Origin of the sequence: Microbacterium sp. (assembly GCF_035277845.1) — a bacterium.
Taxonomy (GTDB): domain Bacteria; phylum Actinomycetota; class Actinomycetes; order Actinomycetales; family Microbacteriaceae; genus Microbacterium.
On the sequence record NZ_DATEJS010000328.1, the window covers coordinates 1 to 24,095 of the forward strand.

The following is a 24,095-nucleotide window of genomic DNA, read 5'->3' on the forward strand; positions in this document are numbered from 1 at the left end:
CGGGCGGCGGACAGTGCGGACGCCGCTGCGCTCGCCGCCGACGACACCGTGTCCGGACTAGCTCCCGCCGGTGACGGCGGGCCGGCCGACCCGTGCGCACGCGCAGCGCAGGTGGCGGCGGCATCCGGCTCGCGGCTGCATGCCTGTACGCTCGATGAGCTTGTCGCGACCGTCTCGGTCACCGTGCCGTTCGGATCGCTGCAGGCCATCGCCCGGGCACGCGCCGGCCCTCCCGTCGAGCCGTGAGGGTCACGGGGCGAACCGTGATCGTGCCGCCGCGCACGCCCTGAGAGAATTCCCGTCGGTGCACAGCCGTGCATGTGTATGGTGTGCATCGAACGAAAGGACGCCCCGTGCCTAAAGCAGCGACAAGCGGAAAGAAGCTCGTCATCGTCGAGTCACCGACGAAGATGAAGTCGATCCAGGGCTACCTCGGCGACGGCTACGAGGTGCTGAGCTCTGTGGGTCACATCCGCGACCTCGCCGACCGCAAGGCCATCCCGGCGGAGCTGAAGAAGACGTCGGTGGGGCGCTACTCGATCGACATCGAGAACGACTTCTCCCCTTATTACGTGGAGTCCGAGCGCGGCAAGAAGACCGTCGCCGAGCTCAAGCGCGCGCTCAAGTCCGCGGACGAGCTGCTGCTGGCCACAGATGAAGACCGCGAGGGCGAGGCCATCGCGTGGCATCTTCTGGAGACGCTCAAGCCCAAGGTGCCGGTCAAGCGCATGGTCTTCCACGAGATCACGAAGGATGCCATCCGAGCAGCCGTCGACAGCACCCGCGACCTCGACCTCGACCTCGTCGACGCCCAGGAGACCCGCCGCATCCTCGACCGCCTCTACGGGTGGGACGTGTCGCCGGTGCTGTGGATGAAGGTGCAGCAGGGGCTGTCCGCGGGGCGCGTGCAGTCCGCTGCGACGCGGCTGGTCGTCGACCGGGAGCGCGAGCGCATCGCGTTCGTCTCCGCCTCGTACTGGGACGTGGTCGCGACGGCGGCGAAGGCGAGCGACTCGTTCGGGGTGACCCTGGCACGCCTCGATGGAGCCCCGATCGCCCGGGGGTCCGACTTCGACGACCGGGGTGAGCTCAAGAAGCCCGTGGTCGTGCTGGACGAGCAGGCTGCGGCCGCGCTCGCCGAGGCCGTGGCCGTCGCCGGCGAGGCATCCGTCACCGCGCTCGAATCCAAGCCCGGCACCCGGCGCCCGTACGCCCCGTTCACCACCTCCACGATGCAGCAGGAGGCGGGGCGCAAGCTCTCGATGAGCGCGAAGCACGCGATGAGCGTCGCGCAGCGCCTCTATGAGAAGGGGTACATCACCTATATGCGCACCGACTCCACCGCGCTGTCGCAGCAGGCGGTGACGGCGGCGCGCGAGCAGGCGGTGCAGCTGTACGGGGCCAAGGCGGTGCCGCTGAACCCGCGCGTGTACGCGAGCAAGAGCAAGAACGCGCAGGAGGCGCACGAGGCGATCCGTCCGTCGGGCGAGACGTTCCGGACGCCCGCCCAGGTGTCCGCCGGTCTCGATCGCGACGAGCTGCGGCTGTACGACCTGATCTGGAAGCGCACGGTCGCGAGTCAGATGTCGGATGCCACCTACGAGACCACCACCGTGACCCTCACGGTCGCGGCCGGGGAGCGCAAGGCGGAGTTCACGGCCTCCGGCACGGTCTACACGTTCCGGGGATTCCTCGAGGCGTATGAAGAGGGGCGCGACGAGAAGCGTTCGGATGCCGACAAAGCCGACGACCAGCGGCTCCCGCAGCTCGCGGTCGGTGACGTGCTGGCCGTGCAGGACGTGGAGCCCAAGGGCCATGCCACCAACCCGAAGCCCCGCTACACGGAGGCCTCGCTCGTGAAGGCCCTCGAGGAGCGCGGCATCGGCCGCCCGTCGACGTTCGCGAGCATCATCGACACGATCCTGGACCGCGGGTACGTCACCAAGCGCGGGCAGGCGCTCGTTCCGAGCTGGACGGCGTTCAGCGTCGTTCGCCTGCTGGAGCAGCACTTCTCCGAGCTCATCGACTACGACTTCACGGCGGAACTCGAAGACGACCTGGATGCCATCGCCCGCGGCGAGCAGAAGCGCGTGGACTGGCTGAAGGAGTTCTACTTCGGCGGCGGCGAGCACGTCGGGCTGCGCAACATCGTCGACAACCTCGGGGAGATCGACGCGCGAGAGCTCAACTCCACCCCGATCACAGACACCGCGACGCTGCGCATCGGCCGCTACGGGCCCTATCTCGAGGTCACCGACCCGGCGCACCCCGAGGCGGACCCGCGCCGCGTCAATCTGCCGGAGGACCTCGCGCCCGACGAGCTGACCGCGGCCCGCGCGCAGGAGCTGATCGAGGCGCCGGTCGCCGGTGACCGCGTGCTCGGCGAGAACCCGGCGAACGGCAAGCTCGTGGTCGTCAAGGACGGCCGCTTCGGCCCGTACGTGCAGGAGGTCGACCCGCCGTCCGACGAACTCGTCGACGAGGAGACCGGAGAGGTCGTCGAACCCCCCAAGCCCAAGCGGGGAGCGAAGAAGGAGGCGGCGCCGAAGCCGCGCACCGCCTCCCTGTTCAAGAGCATGTCGGTCGACACCATCGATCTCGACACCGCCTTGCAGTTGCTCGACCTGCCGCGCACCGTCGGCACCGATCCCGAGTCGGGCGATCCGATCACGGCGCAGAACGGCCGTTACGGTCCCTACCTCAAGAAGGGCGCCGACTCGCGCACGCTGCAGAGCGAGCAGCAGATCTTCGATGTGACGCTCGAGCAGGCCCTCGAGATCTACGCTCAGCCGAAGTACGGCGCACGCCGGGCATCGAGTGCGCTGAAGGAGTTCGACGCAGACCCCGTCTCGGGCAAGCCGATCCGCATCCGTGATGGCCGGTTCGGCCCGTACGTCACCGACGGCGAGACGAACGTCACCATCCCGCGAGGCGAAGACCCCATGTCCGTCGAGTTCGACCGGGCCGTGCAGATGCTCGCCGACAAGCGTGCGAAGGGTCCGGCGCCCAAGCGCACCACCAAGCGCGCGACGGCGGCGAAGAAGACCACGACCGCGAAGAAGACCACGGCGACCAAGGGCGCGACGAAGAAGTGACCGGCCTGTTCATCACCTTCGAGGGCGGTGACGGCGTCGGCAAGACGACCCAGGCGGCTCTGCTGCAGGACTGGCTCGAGCAGACCGGCCACACGGTCGTGCGCACGCGCGAGCCGGGCGGCACCGAGGTGGGCGTGCTCATCCGCGACATCGTGCTGCACCACCGCGGAGAGGTGTCTCCGCGCGCAGAGGCCCTGCTGTATGCGGCCGACCGCGCCCACCATGTGGCATCCGTCGTGCGTCCCGCGCTCGAGCGCGGCGACGTCGTGATCCAGGATCGCTACCTCGACTCCTCGGTGGCCTATCAGGGCGCCGGACGCGTGCTCGACCCGGACGAGGTGCGCCGGCTCTCCCTGTGGGCGACCGGTGATCTGCTGCCGGACGTCACGATCCTGCTCGACCTCGATCATGAGGCGGCGCGGGCGCGCCTGGATGCCGACGACAAGCCGTTCGACCGGCTCGAGTCCGAGCAGGCGGCGTTCCACGACCGCGTGCGGGACGCGTTCCTCGCCCTCGCCGCTGCCGAGCCCGACCGGTTCGTCGTGGTGGACGCCTCCCAGGATGCTGCTGACATCGCCGCCTCGATCAGGCGACACGTCGGTTCGCGCCTCGCCTGACGCACGGTGCCGACGGTACCCGGCTCCTCCCGGGGCCCCGAAGCTGGGAATGTCGCGAGATAAGCGTATTCTTATGCTGTTTGGGGCGGGGGCGCCGGCAGCACTCGGCTGTCGTGGAATCCCCGCCGTCTCAACTCATGGGGGAGCACACGTGCATTCACGCACAGAACGACGCGCCGCGCGCGCACAACGCGCAACGGTCGCGGCGCTGGCGACGGCCGCAGTCATCATCTCGTCGCTGACATCGACCGCGGCGTTCGCCGCGGACGCCGTGACGGCACCCGCGGACCTGGCGATCGCCGGCGACACGACGGTGGGATCGACGGTGTCGATCCCGGCGACAGGCTGGACCCCCGGCGAAGCCGCCGTGAGCGTCGTGTGGTCCGTCGACGGCACGACCTACACCGAGCCGGAGGGCCAGGCCGCGGACCTCGCGCTGCAGGTGCAGCCCGGGATGCTGGGCAAGACGATCAGCGCCGACGTGACTGCCACGGCCGACGGGTTCACGCCGTACGCGCAGACGCTCACGGCCGCCGAGCCGGTCGCTGCAGGGGAGTTCACGACGGCGCCGCAGCCGATCATCGTGGGCACGCCGAGGGTGGATTCGCCGCTCTCGGTGAATGCGGGGGTCTGGGAGCCGGTGGCTTCGCTCAGTTACGCCTGGAAGATCGGCGGAGCCACTGTCGGGACAGCCGGGTCGTTCACACCGACCGCCGCGCAGCAGGGCGCAGCCGTATCGGTGACGGTGACCGGCACGGCCGACGGGTACAACTCGGCATCCCAGACCTCGGCCGCGGTCACGATCGGCGCAGCGGCCTTCGCCGTGAAGCCGGTCCCGGCGATCGCGGGTTCGGTCCGGGTCGGTTCGAAGCTGACCGCGAAGCCCGGGACATGGGCGCCGACGGCATCCTTCTCGTACTCGTGGAAGGTGTCCGGAGCCCAGGTGTCGACCGCTTCGACGTTCACTCCGGCGGCCACCCAGCGCGGCAAAGGGCTGACCCTGACCGTCCGTGCGAGCCGCGCCGGATACACGCCCGTCACTCAGACGACGAAGGCCGTGACGATCGGGTACGGCGTCTTCGTCGCCCCGGCGCCCAAGATCTCGGGCAGCCCGATCATCGGATCGACGCTGACGGCGAACGCCGGCACCTGGTCGCCGTGGGCGTCGAAGTCGTACCGCTGGCTGCGCAACGGCGTGGGGATCACCGGTGCCACGGGAGCGACCTACAAGGTGACGAGCCTCGACTGGGGCAAGAAGCTCAGCGTCCGCGTGACAGGCGCGCGCACCGCGTACGCCACCAAGAGCGTGACGAGCGCATCGACCGCGTACGTCGTCAAGCGGTTCACCGGCACGACGGCTCCGACGATCACGGGAACCGTGCGCGTGAACTCGATCCTCTCGGCCCATCGCACCAGCTGGTCGCCCCTGGTCACGTCGTACACCTGGCAGTGGAAGCGCAACGGCGTCTCCATCGCCGGCGCGACGGGCAGCGCCTATCGGCTCACCACCGCCGACTACGGCAAGAAGATCACGGTCGTGTTCACCGGCAGGCGCGGCGGCTACCTGACCACTTCCCGCGTGAGCGCGGCGACGGCCACGGTCATCGGACCCGCACCGGCGGTCACGAAGGACAGCATCTCCGGCTACCGCGTCGGGACCCAGATCAAAGCCGGCACGTACTACGCGAACGCCCCGGAAGGCTGCATCTGGGCGCGTCTGGACAGTGGCGGGAACCCGATCGGGTTCGGCTTCGCCTTCACAGGCGGCCGGCAGATCGTCACCATCAGGTCGACCGACTACGGCTTCGGCACGATCGGCTGCGGCTCGTGGACGCCGTTGCTGAAGCTGACGACCCCGGCGGTGACGGTTGGGAACGGCGTGCAGGCGGTCGGCACCACGATGCAGGCCGGTCACTACGTCACGACCGGGCCGACCGGACAGTACTGCTACTACGAGGTCCTCTCCGGGTTCGGCGGCACCGACGCGGAGCTGATCTCGCGCTGGCCGGCGACGGACGGCGACTCGGGCGCATCCACCGGTCGCGAGGTGTTCCTCGACTCGACCGTCAAGGGATTCGCGTCGTACGACTGCGGCACCTGGACGCGCGTCGGCGACTGATCCCAGCTGATCGGCTGTGCCCCGTCGGTGTCCGCGAGACACCGGCGGGGCACACGCATTCCCCGGGTTGTGGATGCATCCGAGGGGATGTCGCAGCCTCCGATTAGGGTGGAACGCATGACCTCGACTGTGGCCGCACCCGCTGCTCCGTGGGGTGCGGTCTGGGGGCAGGACGACGCCGTCGCGCTGCTGCAGGATGCGGCATCCGACCCCGCGCGCACCGCGCACGCCTGGCTCATCACCGGCCCACCGGGATCCGGGCGGTCGACCCTGGCCTACGCGTTCGCGGCGGCGCTCATCGCCGAGCCGGGCGACGAGCAGGCCATGCGCCAGGTGCTCGCCGGCACGCACCCCGACCTCACCTCCCTGCGCACCGAGGGCGTGATCATCACGATCAAGGATGCCCGCGCGCTCGTGGAGCGCTCCTACTTCGCCCCATCGCTCGGCCGCTACCGCGTCATCGTCATGGAAGACGCCGACCGCATGGCCGAGCGGACCTCCAACGTGCTGCTCAAGGCGCTCGAGGAGCCCCCCGCGCAGACGGTGTGGATCCTGTGCGCGCCGAGCGACGCCGACCTGCTGCCCACCATCCGGTCCCGGGTGCGCGTGCTGCGGCTCAACGAGCCCGACATCTCCGAGGTTGCGCGCCTCATCTCCGCCCGCACCGGCGCGGATCCCGTGCTGGCCGAGCAGTCCGCGCGGCATGCGCAGCGGCACATCGGCATGGCCCAGCGTCTCGCGACCGACGCGGCATCCCGCGAGCGTCGCGACCAGACCCTGCAGGCGGTCCTCGGGGTGCGCGGGGTGGGGGACGCCGTCGAGGTCGCCGCCCAGATCGTGCAGGCCGCGACCGACGACGCCAAGGCGCTCACCGCCGAACGCGACGAGGCGGAGCGCGCGCAGCTGCTGCGCACCTTCGGGGTCGCCGAGGGCGCCGCTGTGCCGCCGGCGGTTCGGTCGCAGCTGAACGCGCTGGAGGACGAGCAGAAGCGCCGCGCCACCCGGAGCCTGCGCGACGGCATCGACCGGGTGCTCACCGATCTGCAGTCGATGTTCCGCGACATCCTGCTGCTGCAGTTCGGCCGGACCGGCGACCTCATCAACCGCGAGTACGAACAGCAGCTGCGCGGCGCGGCCGAGACCTGGACCGCCGAGCGCACGCTGGTGATCGTCGACCGGATCGCGCAGACGCGCCGCAATCTGGAACAGAACGTGGCGCCGACGCTGGCGCTCGAGAGCATGCTCGTGACCGTCGCGAGCGGGAGGACCCTGTGACCGCGACCCGTGCAACGCACCTCCGCCGGCTGCTCGCCGTGGTGGTCGGGCTGACCGTGGCGTCCGTGACGCTGAGCGGATGCCTGTTCACCCCGATCCAGTTCGGCAAGAACTCGGCGAGCCCGTCCCACGGGCCGGACACGTCCGGCGTCTCAGCGGACCTCAAGCCGTTCTACGCGCAGACCGTGGTCTGGCGCGCCTGCAACGGCGGCGACGAGTGCAGCCGGATCAGCGTCCCCCTGGACTGGAACGCGCCGTCGCGGGGCAAGGCGCAGCTCGCCGTGATCCGGCACCGCGCGACCGACGGGTCCGCACAGGGCGCATTGCTGGTCAACCCCGGCGGGCCGGGTGCGAGCGGCGTGCAGCTCATCCGCGACTCCGTCGAGTACGCGGTCGGGTCCGACCTGGAGAAGCACTACGACGTCATCGGGTTCGACCCGCGCGGTGTCGGCGGATCGACCCCGGCGGTCAGGTGCTACGACGCGACCGACATGGATTCGTTCCTGTTCGACCTGCCGACCCAGAAGCGCAACACCCCGGCCTGGGTGGCCGAGGAGCTGTCGAACTTCAAGCAGTTCGGACAGGCCTGCGACCGCAACAGCGCCGGCATCCTGTCGCACATCGACACCGTGTCCGCCGCGCGCGACATGGACGTCATCCGTGCCGTGCTCGGGCAGAAGAAGCTCGACTACCTCGGCTACTCGTACGGAACCTTCCTCGGTGCGACATACGCGGGCCTGTATCCGAACCGGGTGGGTCACATGGTGCTCGACGGCGCCCTCGACCCGTCGGTCTCGGCCCTCGATGTCAGCGTGGCCCAGGGGATCGGCTTCGAGTCCGCGCTGAAGGCCTACATGGCCTACTGCCTCCGGCAGAAGGGATGCCCCTTCACCGGCACCGTCGCCGACGGCATGTCCGACCTCGGCGCGATGCTCGCGCAGGTCGACGCCGATCCGCTGCCGAACAGCGACGGCCGCCAGCTGGGCGCCGATTCGCTCATGACCGCGATCGTCTCGGCGCTGTACGCGCAGAGCAGCTGGAAGTACCTCACCCAGGCGCTGGACGGCGTCGCCAACGGCGACCCGTCGATCGCATTCCAGCTCGCCGATTTCTACTACAACCGCGTCGACGGGCGGTACGAGGACAACTCGTTCGAGGCCTTCAACGCCTACAACTGCATGGACTACCCGAGCGGCGAGACCGCCGGTCAGATCGCGGCGGCGCAGCAGCAGCTGAAGCAGAAGGCGCCGACGATCGCCCCGTACTGGAGCGTCCAGGTCGACACCTGCGCCGAGTGGCCGGTGAAGACCGCCGTGACCCGCCAGCAGATCCACGCCTCCGGCGCCGGACCGATCGTGGTCATCGGCACGAGCAACGACCCCGCCACGCCGTACGCATGGGCGAAGTCGCTCGCGTCGCAGCTGGACTCGGGGGTGCTGATCACCCGCATCGGCCAGGGGCACACCGGGTTCAACAAGGGCAACTCGTGCGTCGACGACGCCGTCAACGGCTACTTCCTGAACGGCACCACCCCGCAGAACGGCCTGGTCTGCCGGTAGGCGGCGAACCAAGAAGGCCGACCCCGCAGGGTCGGCCTTCTTGGTTCGGAGCCGCTTGTCGGAATCGAACCGACGACCTATTCATTACGAGTGAATCGCTCTGCCGACTGAGCTAAAGCGGCCTACCTCGCTTGCGCGGGGCACGATGATCGATCTTACAGGGTCGGATGCCCCCTCGCGAATCGGGCGACGGCATCTGCCGGTATCCCGATCCATACGGTTCCCGGCGGTCATATGATCCGGTCATGAGCACGATCATCGACGGCGGCGAGGTGTGCGCGGAGATCCAGCAGGTGGGCCGATTCGACTACAGCATCTCCATCCGCACCGGCACGGACGGCTCCGCCGCGGAGCACTGGTATCGCATCGGCAGGGCGCGCGCCGAGCGCAAGGCCAGCCTCGAACTGCTGCGCTGGGTGCGAAGACGAGAGTGGGAAGCCGGTCCCGTCGTCGTCTATCGCGCGGCGGGCTGACGCGACCCGGCGTGCTCAGCCGACGGCGAGCAGCACGCCGGATGCCACGGCCAGCCCGAGCCCCAGCCACTGCACCCCGGCGATGCGCTCCCGCAGCACGATCGACGCCAGCAGGATCGTGCCCGCCGGATACATCGCGATGAGCGCCGACACGATCCCGAGATCCCCGGAACGCAGCGCGACGAGGGTCATGGTGTTGGCCGTCGCGTCGACGAGTCCCGCCGCGATCGCGATCCACCACGCCCGTGCCCGCATCGGCGCCGGGTCCGCGTGGGCCCGCGCGTGTTCCAGGTCCGCCCGCCCGTCCGGCGTCGCGCCGAGCTGAGGCCCCTCGGCTGCCAGCGCCCCGCTCAGCGGGCGCCCGCGCCGGATCGCCGCGACGGTCGTGACGAGCACGATGACCGTCGTGATGATGCCGTTGACCCCGCGGTTGAAGATCAGCGGGAGCACGCCCGAGGCCGCGCTCGTATTGCTCATGATGATCATGAAGCCGCCGATCGCGGTGCCCGAGCCGACGGCCATGAGCAGTCCGCGGGCGCTCGGCCGCACGACCTTCTCGCCGGGCACGAACCCGACGAGCACGGTCGCGCCGAGCGCCAGAGCGAGTCCCGTCCACGACAGCGCGGAGAGCGCCTCGTGGTTGACGAGAAGTCCCCACAGCAGCGGCACGAGCGCGGAGACCACCGCGGTCAACGGGGACAGGATGCTCATCGGCCCGATGGCGAGGCAGGCGTACAGCAACCCCACCGCGGCGACCGAGAGGACGCCGGAAAGCGCACCCAGGAGGGCGTCGCCCGGTCGCCACTGGGTGCCGAGCACCAGCATCGCGACGACGAGCAGAGCGAGGCCCGAGAATGCCGACAGGGCGGTCACCAGCAGCGAGCGCAGATGCTTCGCCGCCATCCCGCCGAGGAAGTCGGCCGAGCCGAAGACGACCGCGGCGATGACGGCGAGGACGGCGACGGGCATCCTCCGAGCCTATCCACGCTGCGGCGCGAGCCTTCGCGCCCGGGGTTACCCTCGTGACATGAGCAAGGCACTGCTGATCGTGGATGTGCAGAACGACTTCACCGAGGGCGGAGCGCTCGCCGTCGACGGCGGGGATGCGGTCGCCGAGGCGATCACCCGACTGCTCGCCGAGCACGCTGCGGAGTACCGCATGATCGTGGCCTCCCGCGACTGGCACGACGCGGGCAACGACAACGGCGGCCACTTCTCGGAGACCCCCGACTTCGTCGCCAGCTGGCCGGTGCACTGCGTCGCCGGCACTCCGGGCGCCGAGTACGACCCGCTGCTGGTGACCGACGCCGTCACCCACCACGTCAAGAAGGGGCAGGGCAAGCCCGCGTACTCGATGTTCGAGGGCACGACGGATGCCGGCGAGACGGTGGCGCAGCTGCTGGATGAAGCCGGCGTCACGGACGTCGACGTCGTCGGCCTCGCGACCGACTACTGCGTGCGCGCATCGGCTCTGGACGCCATCGAGCACGGCCGCCATGTGCGTGTGCTCACCTCGTGCGTCGCCGGCGTGGCTGCGGATTCCAGCGACGCGGCCCTGGCCGAACTCGCACACGCGGGGGCGGAGCTCTCCGCAGCCTGAGAAACACGGCGTCATCGCGATAGCGGCGGCATGTATCCTTAGGGTCGCCTAACCTACCCTGAGGAGCGGAATGCCCTTCGCCACCGTGCTGCTGCTCGGCTTCATCGCCGGTGCCACGATCGTTCTCGGAATGCCCCTCGGCCGTATGAAGCGGCCCGCCCCCACCCTGCGGATCCTGCTGAACGCGATCGCCGCCGGCGTGCTCCTGTTCATCCTGTGGGACGTGCTCGACCACGCGTGGGAGCCGATCGACGCAGGCCTCGCCGACCTGCACGCCGGCAAGGGGGACCTCGGTTCCACGATCGGGCTCGGACTGCTCTTCGGTGCCGGCATCGCCGCCGGTCTTCTCGGTCTCACCTGGTACGAACGGTGGATGGCCCGCCAGGCCGGCCCGGACGCGCACCTGCAGCCCCGCCAGCTCGCGCTGCTCATCGCGATCGGCATCGGGCTGCACAACTTCGCCGAGGGCCTCGCGATCGGCCAGTCCGCGGCATCCGGCGAACTGCAGCTCGCCGTCGTGCTGGTCATCGGGTTCGCCCTGCACAACGCGACGGAGGGGTTCGGGATCATCGCCCCGCTCGCCGGCGACGTCGACGAGAAGGGCGTGCGCCGCATCCCCTCGTGGGCTCAGCTGCTGCTGCTCGCCCTCATCGGCGGCGGACCGACGTTCCTCGGCACGTGGGTGGGTACCTTCTTCATCAGCGATGTGCTGAGCATCCTGTTCCTCACCCTCGCAGCCGGGTCGATCCTGTACGTGGTCATGCAGATGATCAGCGTGTGCGCGAAGGCGCGGCGCATGGATCTGCTCGGCTACGGAGCGCTCATCGGGCTGGCCGCCGGCTTCCTCACCGACGCCATCGTCACCGCCGGCGGCGCGTGAGGGAGAGCGTCGCCGACAGGGGCGGCGCGACGGAGGAGTGGGCCCCGTGGGACTCGAACCCACAACCTACGGATTAAAAGTCCGCAGCTCTGCCATTGAGCTAGAGGCCCAGAAGTGTCCAGCCTACCCGGACCCGGAACGACCGGCGACGCGCTGCGGCCGGATAGCCTCGAAGGGTGGCATCCGCTCCGCAATCCGTGCAGACCCTCGTCCATCTGCGTCGCGCCCGTGACCTGATGGACCGGGCGTACGCGGATCCGCTGGATGTCACGACGATGGCGGCGCGCGCCTACATGTCGCCGTCGCACTTCAGCCGCGAGTTCAAGATCGCGTACGGCGAGACCCCCTACGCCTATCTGATGACGCGGCGCATCGAGCGGGCGATGGCGCTGCTGCGCGACGGCATGAGCGTGACCGACGCATGCACGGCCGTGGGCTGTACGTCGCTCGGTTCTTTCAGCTCCACGTTCAGCCAGCTCACCGGGGAGAGCCCGAGCGCCTACCGGGCGCGGCCCCACGACGCCGTCGAAGCGATGCCGGACTGCATGGCGAAGGTGCTGACGCGCCCGGCGCGATTCGTCTGAGCGGCATCCCGCAACCGAGCAGGATCGGAGAAGCACGCGCCCGGCGGCGTGCGTAACGTGAGGGCCATGACGATCTCGATCATGTACTGCCCCATCACCGTCGACGACGTGGACGCCTCCATCGCCTTCTACCGCGACGCCCTCGGGCTGTCGCTGCTCAACGACGTGGCATCCGACGGCCACCGCTGGGTGACGCTCGGCTCCGCCGATTGGAGCGGACCGGCGCTGGTGCTGTCCGATCCGGCAGCCGGACGTTCGCCGGAGGACGGCGACGCGCTGCATCGCCTCGTGGCGAAGGGGTCCGGGCCGGGCCCCTACGTCTTCTTCGCCGACGACCTGGATGCCGCGTTCGAGCGCGCCCGCGCGGCCGGGGCCGAGGTGCTGCAGGAGCCCATCGCGCAGCCGTGGGGCACGCGGGACTGCGCGTTCCGGGACCCGGCGGGCAACCACGTGCGCATCAATCAGGCACGGCAGGCCGCCGGGTAACCTGGGGGGATGGCCGGTTCCTCCCGAGAGTTCCACAAGCCCGTGCGGCTCCCCGGTGAGACGTTCGATCGCCTGTTCACCGGATCGGACCCCGCCGAGGTCTCCCGCATCGCGCACTCCACCGCCGCCGCGCTGCTCGCCCGCGTCCGCGACGATCCGCAGCCCGCGATCGTCGACCGCCTGCTCGCCTTCGCGGACGAGCACGGCCTGCACGACCTCGCTGAGCTGTGGTCCAAGGCGCCGTCGCATTCGCTGCCGGGCGCACTGTGGAGGCTTTACCTCGTGCAGTTGATGATCCACGACGACCCGCAGACGGCCGCACTGCTGTACGAGCGCGGCCGGGTCGAACTGAGCTCCGTCGATCCCGTCGTGGCGGGGGCACCCGTCCCCGCCACCCCGGACGAACTCGTCGCGGTGATCGACACGATCCTGCGCGGCGCGTTCACGGGCGACTTCGCGGTGGCCCTCGAGCGGGCGGCCGCGTTCTGCCGGGTGCAGGCATCCGGCGCCACGCACCTCGCAGACGACTACGAGGCCACCGAGCCTGCGCGGGCCACCACGTTCACGAGGCGGGCGCTGCGCCTGTCGACCACGGCGGCCGACCTGACCGCCTGCGCCGCGCTCTGGCGCCGCGAATCGCTGACCTGACGCGCGCCGGCGGAGTCACGGCGGGCAGAGAAATGCCGGACCGCAGAAACGCCTCTCGGCGCAGGTTCGCTCGAAGCGACAGAAGATGGAGCCCGGGGTTTGCTGCGGCCCGGCATGCGCCAGTCTAGCGGACGCCCCGCGGCGCTCTCCGGGTGATCGCCCAGGGCGAATCCGGGATCTAGGCTCAGGAGTATGGCCGCAGCCCGATTCGCCCTGTTGATCACACCCGCCGAATCCACGGACGAGGAGCGTGCCGACTTCAGCGACAGCTTCCGTCGCGTCGACCCCTCTGCGCCGGCCCTCAGCGTCGGCGAGCTCAGCACGCAGCGCGGCGACGGCATCTTCGAGTCGATCGGCGTGATCGACGGGCATGCCCAGGAGATCGGACCCCACCTGCAGCGCCTCGCCCACTCGGCCCAGCTGTGCGACCTGCCCGCGCCGCACCTCGAGCAGTGGCGGCAGGCCGCGGCCATCGCGGCCGCGGAGTGCGGACCGGGGGAGTGGGTCATCAAGCTGATCCTGAGCCGCGGCGTCGAGCAGGGACCGGCCCCCACCGCGTGGGCGACGGCGGCCCCGGCCGCGGATTTCGCCGCGGCGCGCACACGCGGGGTCCGCGTGGTGAGCCTCGACCGGGGCGTCGACAGCGAGGCATCCTCGCGCGCCCCGTGGCTGCTGCTGGGCGCGAAGACGCTGTCGTACGCGGTGAACATGGCCGCGATCCGCGAGGCCGTCCGGCGCGGGGCGGATGACGCGGTGTTCGTGTCGTCCGACGGCATCCTGCTGGAGGCACCCACCGCGAGCGTCGTGCTGCGCCTCGGCGACCGCTTCGTCAGCCCCGAGCCCGGCGCCGGCATCCTGCAGGGCACCACCCAGGTGAGCCTGTTCGAGCACCTGCACCAGCTCGGCCACAGCGCCACCTACGAGCGGCTGCCGGCGGCTGCGCTCGCCGAGGCGGACGCCGCATGGCTGCTGTCCAGCATCCGCCTCGCCGCACCCGTGAGCGCGGTGGACGGCGCGCCGAAGGCGATCGACTCCGAGCTGACGGCCTCCATGAACCGCTATCTGCTGAGCCCGCGCGACTGACCCGGCGGCGGCCGTGCTCAGGGCCGGCGTGGACTCACCCGAAGCGGCCGGAGACGTAGTCCTCGGTGGCCTGCACGGTCGGGGTGGTGAACAGGGCCGCAGTGTCGTTGAACTCGATGAGGCGGCCGGGCGTGCCGGGGCCGTCGATGTTGAAGAACGCGGTGCGCTCGGACACGCGGGACGCCTGCTGCATGTTGTGCGTGACGATGACGATCGTGTACTCGGTCTTCAGCTCGTCGATGAGCTCCTCGATCGCGTACGTGGAGATGGGGTCGAGGGCCGAGCAGGGCTCGTCCATGAGCAGCACCTGGGGCTCCACGGCGATCGCGCGTGCGATGCACAGACGCTGCTGCTGGCCGCCGGAGAGGCCCCCGCCCGGCTTGTCGAGGCGGTCCTTGACCTCGTTCCACAGGTTCGCGCCGCGAAGCGACTTCTCGACGAGGTCGGCGGCATCCGACTTGGAGATCCGCTTGTTGTTCAGGCGCACGCCGGCGAGCACGTTCTCCTTGATGGACATCGTGGGGAACGGGTTCGGACGCTGGAAGACCATGCCCACCTGCCGGCGCACCGCGACCGGGTCGACGCCGGGACCGTACAGGTCGTCGCCGTCCAGCAGCACCTCGCCTTCGACGCGGGCGCCCGGGATGACCTCGTGCATGCGGTTCAGGGTGCGCAGGAACGTCGACTTGCCGCATCCGGACGGGCCGATGAACGCGGTGACGGTGCGCGGCTCGATGCGCATGTCGACGCCCTCGACGGCGAGGAAATCGCCGTAGTAGACGTTCAGGTCGTTGACTTCGATGCTCTTGGACACGGGGTTCCTTCGGGGTTTTCTGCGGCCGGACGGGGCGGTGCCGGTCTCAGCGGCCGTACTTGGGCGCGAAGATCTTGGCGATCAGGCGTCCGACGAGATTGAGGGCCATCACGATGAGGATAAGCACCAGCGCGGCGGTCCAGGCCCGGTCGACGGATGCCTGTGCGCTGACGCCGGCGGCCTGCGTGTACTGCGTGTACACGAACACCGGCAGGGTCATCATGCGGTCGTTGAAGATGTCGTAGTTCATGCTGAACGTGAAGCCGGTCACGATCAGCAGCGGGGCCGTCTCGCCGATGACGCGGGCGATCGCCAGCATCACACCGGTGACGAGGCCTGCGATCGAGGTCGGCAGCACGATCTTCAGGATGGTGCGCCACTTCGGCACGCCGAGGGCGTACGAGGCCTCGCGCAGCTCGTTCGGCACGAGCCGCAGGATCTCCTCGCTGGAGCGCACGACGACCGGGATCATCAGCACCGACAGCGCGATGGCGCCCATGAAGCCGTTGCGCACGGCGGGGCCGAAGATCAGCGCGAACAGGGCGTAGGTGAACAGACCGGCGACGATCGACGGGATGCCGGTCATCACGTCCACGAAGAACGTGATCGCGCGGGCGAGGGCGCCGCGGCCGTACTCCACGAGGTACACCGAGGTGAGGAGGCCGATCGGCACCGAGATGATCGCGGCGGCGAGCGTGATCAGCAGCGTGCCGACGATGGCGTGCAGGGCGCCGCCGCCGTCGCCGATGATGTTGCGCATCGACTCGGAGAAGAACGGCACGTCGAACCGGGCGAGGCCGTTGGCGATCACGGTCCACACGAGCGACACGAGCGGCAGCAGCGCGATGATGAACGCGGTGAGCACGAGCGACGTGACCAGGCGATCCACCGACCGTCGCCCGCCCTCGACGATGCGCGAGATCAGCGTGAGGACGACGACGAACAGCACCGTGCCGAAGAAGATCGTGCCGACCGGGTCGAATCCCCGCGTGGCGCCGGAGGCGGCCAGGAGGCCGTAGACGACACCGGTCGCGATCCAGCATCCGGCCAGCAGCAGCCACGGGACCGTGCGCGGCAGACGTCCGGCGGTCAGCGAGTCGGTGGCGGGCCGGACGCGCCCGGAGACCGGGGGCGGGGCGGCGGCGGCGGTGGCCTGCGTGGTCACGAGGAGGCTCCCGAAGGCTTGCGGTTGATGACGGCGCGGGCGATCATGTTCACGACCAGGGTCACCGCGAACAGCACGAGGCCGGATGCCACGAGGGCGTTCACGGACACGCCGGTCGCCTCGGGGAACTGCAGCGCGATGTTCGCCGCGATGGTGTTCGGGCTCTGCGCCTGCAGCACCGCGAACTTCACGACGAACGCGGGCGAGAGCACCATGGCGATCGCGAGGGTCTCGCCGAGCGCGCGGCCGAGGCCGAGCATGACGGCCGAGATGATGCCGCTGCGGGCGAAGGGAAGCACCGCGAGGCGCACCATCTCCCAGCGCGTGGCGCCGAGGGCGAGGGCGGCTTCCTCGTTCAGGCGGGGCGTCTGCAGGAAGACCTCGCGGCAGATCGCGGTCATGATCGGGATCACCATGACAGCCAGCACCATCGACGCGGTGAGGACGGTGCGGCCGGTGCCCGAGACGGGCGGGGCGAACAGCGGGAACCAGCCGAGGTTCTTGGTCAGCCAGGTGAAGAACGGCTGGACGAACACCGACAGGGTGGCGATGCCCCAGAGGCCGTAGACGACCGACGGGATGGCGGCGAGCAGGTCGATGACGTAGCCCAGCAGCTGCGCGATGCGGCGCGGCGCGTAGTGCGAGATGAACAGCGCGATGCCGATCGACAGGGGAGTGGCGATCAGCAGCGCCAGGAACGCCGACCACACGGTGCCGAAGACGAGCGGCCACACGTACTGCCAGAAGTTCGCGGCGTTGTTCGGCAGTTCGCCGGGCTTCGCGAACAGCGCCGGCACCGACTGCACGACCAGGAACAGGGCGACGGCCGCGAGCACGGCGAGGATCACGGCGCCGGCGGTGATCGTCGTCGAGGCGAAGACGCGATCGCCGATGCGGATCTTCGGCTTGGGCTTCGCGGCCGGAGTGGCGGTGCTGGTGGTCATGCGCCCTGTCTCTGCGGGTTCGGGTGAGGGGGAGACGATGTGCGGGTGGTGGACGCCGGGGTGCGGCGCCCACCACCCGCCGGGATCACTTGATCGTCTTCGCGGCGGCGACGACCTTGGCGGCGAGGTCGCTCGACAGCGGCGCGGAGCCGGCCTGCTTGGCGGCGGCATCCTGAGCGGCCGGCGTGGCGATGTACTGCACGTACGAGCTCACGAGCTTCGCCTTGGCGGCATCCTTGTACTGCTGGCAGCCGATGACGTACGAGACCAGCACCAGCGGCCAGGCGTTCGCCTGGGTGTCCTTGCGGTTGATCTGGATGGCCAGGTCGTTCGCGGCGCGGCCCGAGACGACCGGCGAGTCGGCGACCACGGCGGCGGCACCTGCGGCCGAGATCTTGTTGAAGGTGCTGCCGACCTTGAGTTCGGCGACCTTCAGCCCGGTGGTGCCGATGCCCGACTCGTCGATGTACGCGATCGAGTTCTTCGCGTTCTTGGCGGCCTCGGCGACACCCGACGTGCCCTTGGCGGCATCGCCGACCGTGTACGGGAACGTCTGGTCGGCGGGCTTGCCCCACGCGGCGGCGGCGTTCTGCGCCAGGTAGTCGGTGAAGTTCTGGGTCGTGCCCGAGTCGTCGGAGCGGTGCACCACGTTGATCGTGGCCGACGGGAGCTTGGTGCCCGCGTTCAGGGCGGTGATGGCCGGGTCGTTCCACTTGGTGATCTTGCCCGAGAAGATCTTCGCGATCGTGGGCGCGTCGAGCTTCAGGTCGTCGACGCCCGCGATGTTGTAGGCGATCGCGATCGGCGAGATGTAGACGGGCAGGTCGATCGCCTTGGTGCCGGCGGCGCACAGGGCGAACGAGCCGGCGAGCTCCGCGTCCTTCAGAGCCGCGTCGGAGCCGGCGAAGTCGGCCGCGCCCGAGATGAAGCTCTTGCGGCCGGCGCCGGAGCCCTGCGGGTCGTAGTTGATGGTCAGACCCGAGTTCTGGGTCTGGATGCCGGTGATCCAGGTCTGCTGGGCGGTGCCCTGAGCCGAGGAGCCGATGCCGTTGAGCGTGCCGGAGAGCGCGACGCTGCCGGCGGTGGTGGGGGCGGAGGAAGACGCGGGCGCGTTCTCGTTGGACGCGCAGCCGGCGAGCACCAGAGCGGTGGCGAGGGCGACGGCGCCGAGCGGCGCGATGCGGGAGAGCTTCACTGTGTGAGTCCTTCTCGTGTTCAGGGTCGGAGCCCCGCTGCAGGGCTCGCCTCGACGCTAAGCAGGCCGGGTGACCGGGATGCTGTCAGAAGGTGAACGGGAGGTGAACCGTGGCCGACGGGGAATCGACCGATGCCGGTTCAGACGTTCGGCTCGTGGGTCTCGATCGTGATGATGCCGGAGCCCGGGCTGGTCGTCGACAGGTGCACGACCGAGAACCCGCCCATCGGCAGGGCCGACGCGCTGCCCAGGTACGACCCGTGCAGGGTGCCCGTGGCGAGGGCCAGTTCGTTCAGGATGTCGGGCAGCACCGGTCCGTGGCTGCACAGCACCGTGCCCGTGCGCGAGCGCACCGTCTTGCCGACGACGGTGCGGGCATCCGCCTCGCCCTCCTCCCACGCCTCCTGGCTGATGAGCTTCGACTTGGAGATCTTGAGCCCCGTGAGCTTCGCCAGCGGCGCGACGGTGGCGATGCAGCGCTCCGCCGGGCTCGACACGATGCGCTGGGGGCCGAAGGCGCGCAGCGCCCGCGAGACGAGATCGGCCTGTTTCGCGCCGCGCGAGGTCAGTGGCCGGGCGTTGTCCGACTTCTTCCAGTTCTCCCGGGGCGTGGAGCGCGCATGGCGCTGCGCGATCACGGGGAACGTCTTCAGCACGCCGTCGTCGACGAGCCGCAGGAAGTTCTCCGCGATCTCCACGTCGACCGCGTAGCTCAGCTGCGCGACGAGCTTCTTCGGCGACAGCCACTCCAGGGCGGCGATCTCGCCGTTCGGCACGAACGTGCTGGCCCGGATCGCGTCATCGGTCGCCTCGGCCGCCCAGTAGTGCACGATCTTCTGCCGGCCGCTGGGCAGCGTGTATCGCGAGATGCCGACCGGCACGCCGAGGGCGACCCGGATGCCGGTCTCCTCCTCGATCTCGCGTGCCGCGGTCTCGGCGAGCATCTCTCCCGGGTCGACCTTCCCCTTGGGCAGCGTCAGGTCGCGGTACCGGGTGCGATGCACCACGAGGATCCGGAGCTTGCCGTCGACCAGGCGCCACACCACCCCGCCGGCCGCGTAGACCGCGGTCTCCGGGCTCATCGGACCGCCCGGACGCGCCGCCGCTTCTGCACGGCGGCCATCGTGATGTCCTGCATGTCGTCGAGGCGCTCTCCGTCGGCATCCTCCACGTGACGCTCCCACACGCCGTCGGCGGTGAGGTGCCAGGATGCCGTGCGGTCGCTCATCGCCAGGGTGAAGAGGTCGTCGAGCTCCTTCACGTGCGGCGGGTGCACCACGCGCACGAGCGCCTCCATGCGGCGGTCGAGGTTGCGGTGCATCATGTCGGCGCTGCCGATGTACACGATCTCGTCGCCGTTGTTCGCGAACGAGAAGATCCGGGAGTGCTCGAGGTAGCGGCCGAGGATGCTGCGCACGCGGATGTTCTCGCTGAGACCCGGGACACCGGGCTTCAGGCTGCAGATGCCGCGCACCCACACGTCGACCGGCACGCCCGCCTGGCTGGCGCGGTAGAGCGCGTCGATGATCTCCTCGTCGACCATCGAGTTCACCTTGATGCGGATGCGCGACGGCTTTCCGGCGAGGGCGTTGCGGCGCTCGCGGTCGATGTGGCGCAGCAGGCCGCGGCGCAGGTGCAGCGGCGCGACGAGCAGCCGCTTGAACTTCTTCTCGATCGCGTAGCCGGAGAGCTCGTTGAACAGGCGCGTGAGGTCCTTGCCGACCTGCTCGTCGATCGTGAACAGGCCGAAGTCCTCGTAGATGCGGCTGGTCTTGGGGTTGTAGTTGCCGGTGCCGATGTGGCAGTAGCTGCGCAGCATCCCCTCCTCCTGGCGCACGACGAGGGCGAGCTTGCAATGCGTCTTCAGCCCGACGAGGCCGTACACCACGTGTACGCCGGCTTTCTCGAGCTTGCGCGCCCACACGATGTTGGCGGCCTCGTCGAAACGCGCCTTCACCTCGACGAGGGCGAGCACCTGCTTTCCGGCCTGCGCGGCGTCGATGAGCGCCTGCACGATGGGGCTGTCACCGGAGGTGCGGTACAGGGTCTGCTTGATGGCGAGCACCTGCGGGTCTTTCGCAGCCTGCTCGAGGAACGCCTGCACGCTGGTCGCGAACGACTCGTACGGGTGGTGCACGAGCACGTCGCCCTTGCGGATGGCGGCGAAGACGTCGGCCGTGCCGTTCTGCTCGGCGGGCTGGAACGCGAGGGCCGTGACCGGCACGCGCGCGGGGTACTTCAGGTCGGGGCGGTCGATGCGGCCGAGGCTGAAGAGGGCCCGCAGGTCCAGCGGACCCTGCAGCCGGTAGACCTCCTGCTCGGTGATGTCGAGTTCGTCCAGCAGCAGCGCCATGGTCACGTCGTCCATGTCCTCGGTGACCTCGAGGCGGATCGGCGGGCCGAACCGGCGTCGCGACAGTTCGGCCTCGAGCGCCTGGATGAGGTTCTCGGTCTCGTCCTCCTCGATGACCACGTCCTCATTGCGGGTGAGGCGGAACGCGTGGTGGTCGAGGATCTCCATGCCCGGGAAGAGGTCGGCGAGGTTGTTGGCGATGAGATCCTCGAGCGGCAGGTAGCGGATGGCGCCGCCGCCGGGCACCTCCACGACGCGCGGCAGCATGGCGGGCACCTTGAGGCGCGCGAACTCCTGGCGTCCGGTGCGGGCGTTGCGGATGCGGATCGCGAGGTTCAGCGACAGGCCGGAGATGTACGGGAACGGATGCGCCGGGTCGACCGCGAGCGGCATGAGCACGGGGAACACCTGCGCCTGGAAATACCGGTACAGCTCGGTCTGCTCGTGGTCGTCGAGGTCGTCCCAGCCGACGAATGTGATGCCCGCCTCGGCCAGGGCGGGGCGGACGAGGTCGGTCCATGCCCGCACGTGCCGCTCCTGCAGCAGGTGCGCCTCGGCGGAGATGTCGGCGAGCACGTCCTGGGGGGCGCGGCCGACGTTCGTCGGCACGGCGAGCCCGGTCATGATGCGGCGCTTCAGGCCCGCCACGCGCACCATGAAGAACTCGTCGAGGTTGCTCGCGAAGATCGCGAGGAAGTTCGCCCGCTCGAGCACCGGCAGCGCCGGATCCTCGGCGAGCTCCAGCACGCGCTGGTTGAACGCGAGCCAGCTCAGTTCGCGGTCGAGATAGCGGGCGTCCGGCAATTCGGCGTCGAACACTTCGATCGTCTCGAAGTCGTCGTCGTCGCCCAGCTCGGCGTCGAGCACGTCCTGTTCGATCATGCCCTCATCATTGCAGGATGCCCCGGCAACGGGTTAAGAAGACGTGACTTCCGATGACGGGGCGGGCACCGGCAGTTCGCCGTCCTCGTACACGTTGAAGCGGTAGCCCACGTTGCGCACCGTGCCGATGAGCTGCTCCATGTCGCCGAGCTTGGCCCGCAGGCGCCGCACGTGCACGTCGACGGTGCGGGTGCCGCCGAAATAGTCGTAGCCCCACACTTCGCTGAGCAGCTGCTCGCGGGTGAACACGCGGGACGGATGCGTCGCGAAGAAGTGCAGCAGCTGGAACTCCTTGTACGTGAGATCCAACGGCCGGCCGCCCACCTTCGCGGAGTAGGACCCCTCGTCGATCGTGACGCCGGACGCCTCCACCGGTGCGGGAGCCGCGGATGCGCCGGCACGCCCGATGGCCAGCCGGATGCGGGCATCCACCTCGGCGGGGCCGGCGCCGGAGAGCAGCACGTCCGCGACGCCCCACTCCGGGGAGACCGCGGCGAACCCGCCCTCCGTGACGATGAGCAGCACGGGGGTCGCGGCATCCGTCGTGGTCAGGATGCGGCACAGCGCCTTGGCGGCCACCAGATCGGCGCGCGCATCGAGCAGCACGGCGTCGACGATCGGCGCGTTCACGAGCGACCGCGCATCGGCGTGCAGGTACTTGACCTGGTGGCTGAGCAGCCCGAGCGAGGGCAGGGCGGAGTCGGTCGTTGGGCTCAGAACGAGCAGGTGCGCCACGACTGTCCTCCCGTGTCGGCCGACAGCACTCATCCTAGGGGTGCCGCGGGATGCGAGAATGGGGCACATGTCGGTACCCGATCTCGCGCCCCGCGGCACCTTCGGCGGCATCATCGCGGTCTGGGTGATCGCCGCGGTCATCGGCATCGCCGTCGGCATGTTCGTGCCGATGGACTGGCGGCCCGAGTGGGTGGGGCTCGGAATGGCCGGATGCCTGACCCTGTCGTTCGCCGTGCAGCTCGCGTTCGGGCAGACGGAGCGGTTCATCCAGCGCGTCGCTGCGAGCGCGCTCGGCTCGCTGGTCGTTCTCGGGCTCATCGCGGCGGGTTTCGGTCTCGCCGCACTGCTGCCGTGAAGACGGCGGGCGGCGCCGGGTCCGGCGCGCGAGTGGCTAGAGTGGATGCCATGGATCTCGTCGCGCTCGAACTCTTCTTCGTGGGCCTGCTGGCGCTCGCGTCGCTTGCGATCGTCTTCGTCGGCGGGGTCGTGATCAAGAACCTCTACCGCGGCCAGCGCTGAGGTCGCCGTGCTCGAGATCCCGACCGACCTGCCCGCCGACCTCGTCCCGCTCTCGTGGCTGCTCGGCGTGTGGGAGGGCACGGGCGTCATCGACTACGAGGCATCCGGGCAGCGCTTCGACGGTGAGTTCGCACACCGGGTGAGCTTCAGCCACGACGGCGGCGGCTACCTGAACTATTCCGCCGAGGCGTGGATGCTCGACGACGCCGCCGACGACGGCCGCGGTGCCGGGCTGGTGTCCGAGCTCGGCTACTGGCGCTTGGCCCGCCCGCTATCGCAGGCGGACGCCGGGCCCGCGCTGCTGCCCGCGACCGCGGTGTCGCCGGCGCGCACCGCCGACGACGTCGAGCAGCTGCGCACCGCCGAGGGCGGATTCCCGCTGCAGGTCGCACTCGTCCACGCCGACGGCATCAGCGAGCTCTACCTCGGCCAGGTCAACGGGCCGCGCATCGACATCGCGACCGACGCCATCGTCCGTCCCGAGGGGGCCAAGGAGTACGGCGCCGCGACGCGCATGTACGGGCTGGTCGAGGGTCACCTGCTGTGGGCATGGGACATCGCCGCTCTCGGCTCGCACCTCGGCGCGCACGCGTCCGCGCGCCTCGCGAAGGTGGACTGATGGGCCTCGAGTCACTGCCCGGCGCCGTCCTGGTGGACGGCATCCTGCAGCATCTGGGCAATCCGGTCGCCGAGCAGCGCGCCCTCGCCTCGGGCGCAGCGGTCGCCGTGCTGGGCGACCGCGCCGTGCTGGCCGTGACGGGGGAGGACCGCCTGTCGTGGCTGGACTCGGTGTCGTCGCAGGCACTGACCGCGCTTCCGGCGGGCCGCAGCACCGAGCTCCTGATCCTCGACCCGCAGGGGCACGTGGAGCATGCGGCGGGAGTGGTCGACGACGGTGAGACGACGTGGCTCATCGCGGACGCTGCCGACGCCGACGGGCTGCTCGGCTGGCTGCGCAAGATGCGCTTCCGGCTGCGCGTGGACCCGCGCGACGCCCGCGACGAGTTCGCGGTGGTGGGCGGGACGGATGCCGCCGTCGCGGCGCTCGGTGCACCCGTCGTGTGGCACG

23 protein-coding genes, 2 tRNA genes and 1 pseudogene are annotated in these 24,095 nt (G+C 70.0%); 16 read left to right on the plus strand and 10 right to left on the minus strand.

The window, feature by feature from the left end; all coding sequences use genetic code 11:
* The 6 genes and pseudogenes from VJR25_RS14390 to VJR25_RS14415 form a co-directional block, all read left to right on the plus strand.
* Nucleotides 1-246: pseudogene (locus VJR25_RS14390) on the plus strand (M23 family peptidase); the annotation flags it as partial.
* Between the two features lie 107 nt (nt 247-353).
* Entirely contained in the window at nt 354-3,095 is a 2,742-nt protein-coding gene (gene topA, locus VJR25_RS14395; protein WP_324116204.1) for a type I DNA topoisomerase, read from the plus strand.
* Nucleotides 3,092-3,712: a dTMP kinase gene (gene tmk / locus VJR25_RS14400; protein WP_324116206.1), complete on the plus strand. Its 621-nt coding sequence runs from the start codon at nt 3,092-3,094 to the stop codon at nt 3,710-3,712. Before topA ends, tmk begins: the two co-directional genes overlap by 4 nt.
* 151 nt (nt 3,713-3,863) lie before the next feature.
* Nucleotides 3,864-5,831 carry a hypothetical protein gene (locus VJR25_RS14405; protein WP_324116208.1) on the plus strand — a complete coding sequence of 656 codons (1,968 nt, stop codon included), beginning with the start codon at nt 3,864-3,866 and terminating at the stop codon, nt 5,829-5,831.
* A gap of 117 nt (nt 5,832-5,948) precedes the next feature.
* Entirely contained in the window at nt 5,949-7,106 is a 1,158-nt protein-coding gene (locus tag VJR25_RS14410) for a DNA polymerase III subunit delta' (RefSeq protein ID WP_324116211.1), read from the plus strand.
* Nucleotides 7,103-8,665 (plus strand): alpha/beta hydrolase, encoded by a 1,563-nt coding sequence (locus VJR25_RS14415; RefSeq protein ID WP_324116213.1) that lies wholly within the window; start codon nt 7,103-7,105, stop codon nt 8,663-8,665. Before VJR25_RS14410 ends, VJR25_RS14415 begins: the two co-directional genes overlap by 4 nt.
* 49 nt (nt 8,666-8,714) lie before the next feature.
* Here VJR25_RS14415 and VJR25_RS14420 read toward each other — a convergent pair.
* Nucleotides 8,715-8,787: transfer RNA gene (locus tag VJR25_RS14420), tRNA-Thr, on the minus strand.
* 123 nt (nt 8,788-8,910) lie between these two features.
* Here VJR25_RS14420 and VJR25_RS14425 point away from each other — a divergent pair.
* Entirely contained in the window at nt 8,911-9,138 is a 228-nt protein-coding gene (locus VJR25_RS14425) for a hypothetical protein (protein WP_324116215.1), read from the plus strand.
* A 15-nt stretch (nt 9,139-9,153) separates the two neighbouring features.
* Here VJR25_RS14425 and VJR25_RS14430 read toward each other — a convergent pair whose 3' ends face one another.
* The gene (locus tag VJR25_RS14430; protein WP_324116217.1) at nt 9,154-10,107 is read right to left on the minus strand and encodes an EamA family transporter; all 954 of its coding nucleotides are present in this window, start codon (nt 10,105-10,107) and stop codon (nt 9,154-9,156) included.
* A 58-nt stretch (nt 10,108-10,165) separates the two neighbouring features.
* Between VJR25_RS14430 and VJR25_RS14435 the strand changes: the two genes are divergently transcribed.
* Together VJR25_RS14435 and VJR25_RS14440 are read left to right on the plus strand one after the other, a co-directional pair.
* Complete coding sequence (locus VJR25_RS14435; protein WP_324116219.1) at nt 10,166-10,738, plus strand: isochorismatase family protein; 573 nt, start codon at nt 10,166-10,168, stop codon at nt 10,736-10,738.
* Between the two features lie 70 nt (nt 10,739-10,808).
* Complete coding sequence (locus tag VJR25_RS14440; RefSeq protein WP_324116221.1) at nt 10,809-11,618, plus strand: hypothetical protein; 810 nt, start codon at nt 10,809-10,811, stop codon at nt 11,616-11,618.
* A 38-nt stretch (nt 11,619-11,656) separates the two neighbouring features.
* Here VJR25_RS14440 and VJR25_RS14445 read toward each other — a convergent pair.
* Nucleotides 11,657-11,728: transfer RNA gene (locus VJR25_RS14445), tRNA-Lys, on the minus strand.
* Between the two features lie 126 nt (nt 11,729-11,854).
* Between VJR25_RS14445 and VJR25_RS14450 the strand changes: the two genes are divergently transcribed.
* The 4 genes from VJR25_RS14450 to VJR25_RS14465 all read left to right on the plus strand — a co-directional run bounded on the left by VJR25_RS14450 (nt 11,855) and on the right by VJR25_RS14465 (nt 14,419).
* Nucleotides 11,855-12,202: a helix-turn-helix transcriptional regulator gene (locus VJR25_RS14450; protein WP_414683796.1), complete on the plus strand. Its 348-nt coding sequence runs from the start codon at nt 11,855-11,857 to the stop codon at nt 12,200-12,202.
* Between the two features lie 66 nt (nt 12,203-12,268).
* Entirely contained in the window at nt 12,269-12,688 is a 420-nt protein-coding gene (locus VJR25_RS14455) for a VOC family protein (RefSeq protein WP_324116225.1), read from the plus strand.
* Nucleotides 12,689-12,697: 9 nt separating this feature from the next.
* Nucleotides 12,698-13,336 (plus strand): DNA-directed RNA polymerase subunit beta, encoded by a 639-nt coding sequence (locus VJR25_RS14460; RefSeq protein ID WP_324116227.1) that lies wholly within the window; start codon nt 12,698-12,700, stop codon nt 13,334-13,336.
* A 192-nt stretch (nt 13,337-13,528) separates the two neighbouring features.
* Nucleotides 13,529-14,419, plus strand: coding sequence for an aminotransferase class IV (locus VJR25_RS14465; protein ID WP_324116229.1), 891 nt, complete (start codon nt 13,529-13,531; stop codon nt 14,417-14,419).
* 34 nt (nt 14,420-14,453) lie between these two features.
* Here the strand turns inward: VJR25_RS14465 and pstB are convergent, their stop codons facing one another.
* From pstB to VJR25_RS14500, 7 genes are all read right to left on the minus strand, one after another.
* Nucleotides 14,454-15,233: a phosphate ABC transporter ATP-binding protein PstB gene (pstB, locus tag VJR25_RS14470; protein ID WP_324116231.1), complete on the minus strand. Its 780-nt coding sequence runs from the start codon at nt 15,231-15,233 to the stop codon at nt 14,454-14,456.
* A gap of 46 nt (nt 15,234-15,279) precedes the next feature.
* Nucleotides 15,280-16,398: a phosphate ABC transporter permease PstA gene (pstA, locus tag VJR25_RS14475; protein ID WP_414683794.1), complete on the minus strand. Its 1,119-nt coding sequence runs from the start codon at nt 16,396-16,398 to the stop codon at nt 15,280-15,282.
* A complete protein-coding gene (gene pstC / locus VJR25_RS14480) occupies nt 16,395-17,342 on the minus strand; it encodes a phosphate ABC transporter permease subunit PstC (RefSeq protein WP_324116233.1) in 948 nt (315 codons plus the stop codon). The genes pstA and pstC overlap by 4 nt, the downstream gene beginning before the upstream one ends.
* Nucleotides 17,343-17,427: 85 nt before the next feature.
* Nucleotides 17,428-18,537 (minus strand): phosphate ABC transporter substrate-binding protein PstS, encoded by a 1,110-nt coding sequence (gene pstS, locus VJR25_RS14485; protein WP_324116235.1) that lies wholly within the window; start codon nt 18,535-18,537, stop codon nt 17,428-17,430.
* A gap of 140 nt (nt 18,538-18,677) precedes the next feature.
* Nucleotides 18,678-19,619: an NUDIX hydrolase gene (locus tag VJR25_RS14490; protein WP_324116237.1), complete on the minus strand. Its 942-nt coding sequence runs from the start codon at nt 19,617-19,619 to the stop codon at nt 18,678-18,680.
* Complete coding sequence (locus VJR25_RS14495; protein ID WP_324116239.1) at nt 19,616-21,772, minus strand: RNA degradosome polyphosphate kinase; 2,157 nt, start codon at nt 21,770-21,772, stop codon at nt 19,616-19,618. Before VJR25_RS14495 ends, VJR25_RS14490 begins: the two co-directional genes overlap by 4 nt.
* A gap of 33 nt (nt 21,773-21,805) precedes the next feature.
* Nucleotides 21,806-22,507, minus strand: a complete 702-nt coding sequence (locus VJR25_RS14500; RefSeq protein WP_324116241.1) for a response regulator transcription factor — start codon at nt 22,505-22,507, stop codon at nt 21,806-21,808.
* Nucleotides 22,508-22,574: 67 nt separating this feature from the next.
* Here VJR25_RS14500 and VJR25_RS14505 point away from each other — a divergent pair, with 67 nt between their 5' ends.
* From VJR25_RS14505 to VJR25_RS14515, 3 genes are all read left to right on the plus strand, one after another.
* Nucleotides 22,575-22,862 (plus strand): hypothetical protein, encoded by a 288-nt coding sequence (locus VJR25_RS14505; protein WP_324116243.1) that lies wholly within the window; start codon nt 22,575-22,577, stop codon nt 22,860-22,862.
* Between the two features lie 171 nt (nt 22,863-23,033).
* Nucleotides 23,034-23,645, plus strand: coding sequence for an FABP family protein (locus VJR25_RS14510; protein WP_324116245.1), 612 nt, complete (start codon nt 23,034-23,036; stop codon nt 23,643-23,645).
* Nucleotides 23,645-24,095: YgfZ/GcvT domain-containing protein (locus VJR25_RS14515; RefSeq protein ID WP_414683795.1), on the plus strand; the 451-nt coding region annotated here is incomplete at its 3' end. The genes VJR25_RS14510 and VJR25_RS14515, both read left to right, overlap by 1 nt.

Coding starts and splice junctions, on each gene's coding strand:
- VJR25_RS14410 (WP_324116211.1), top strand. CDS start 5,949: ATGACCTCGACTGTGGCCGCACCCGCTGCTCCGTGGGGTGCGGTCTGG.
- VJR25_RS14425 (WP_324116215.1), top strand. CDS start 8,911: ATGAGCACGATCATCGACGGCGGCGAGGTGTGCGCGGAGATCCAGCAG.
- VJR25_RS14430 (WP_324116217.1), bottom strand. CDS start 10,107: ATGCCCGTCGCCGTCCTCGCCGTCATCGCCGCGGTCGTCTTCGGCTCG.
- VJR25_RS14435 (WP_324116219.1), top strand. CDS start 10,166: ATGAGCAAGGCACTGCTGATCGTGGATGTGCAGAACGACTTCACCGAG.
- VJR25_RS14440 (WP_324116221.1), top strand. CDS start 10,809: ATGCCCTTCGCCACCGTGCTGCTGCTCGGCTTCATCGCCGGTGCCACG.
- VJR25_RS14450 (WP_414683796.1), top strand. CDS start 11,855: ATGGACCGGGCGTACGCGGATCCGCTGGATGTCACGACGATGGCGGCG.
- VJR25_RS14455 (WP_324116225.1), top strand. CDS start 12,269: ATGACGATCTCGATCATGTACTGCCCCATCACCGTCGACGACGTGGAC.
- VJR25_RS14460 (WP_324116227.1), top strand. CDS start 12,698: ATGGCCGGTTCCTCCCGAGAGTTCCACAAGCCCGTGCGGCTCCCCGGT.
- VJR25_RS14465 (WP_324116229.1), top strand. CDS start 13,529: ATGGCCGCAGCCCGATTCGCCCTGTTGATCACACCCGCCGAATCCACG.
- pstC (WP_324116233.1), bottom strand. CDS start 17,342: ATGACCACCAGCACCGCCACTCCGGCCGCGAAGCCCAAGCCGAAGATC.
- VJR25_RS14490 (WP_324116237.1), bottom strand. CDS start 19,619: ATGAGCCCGGAGACCGCGGTCTACGCGGCCGGCGGGGTGGTGTGGCGC.
- VJR25_RS14495 (WP_324116239.1), bottom strand. CDS start 21,772: ATGATCGAACAGGACGTGCTCGACGCCGAGCTGGGCGACGACGACGAC.
- VJR25_RS14505 (WP_324116243.1), top strand. CDS start 22,575: ATGTCGGTACCCGATCTCGCGCCCCGCGGCACCTTCGGCGGCATCATC.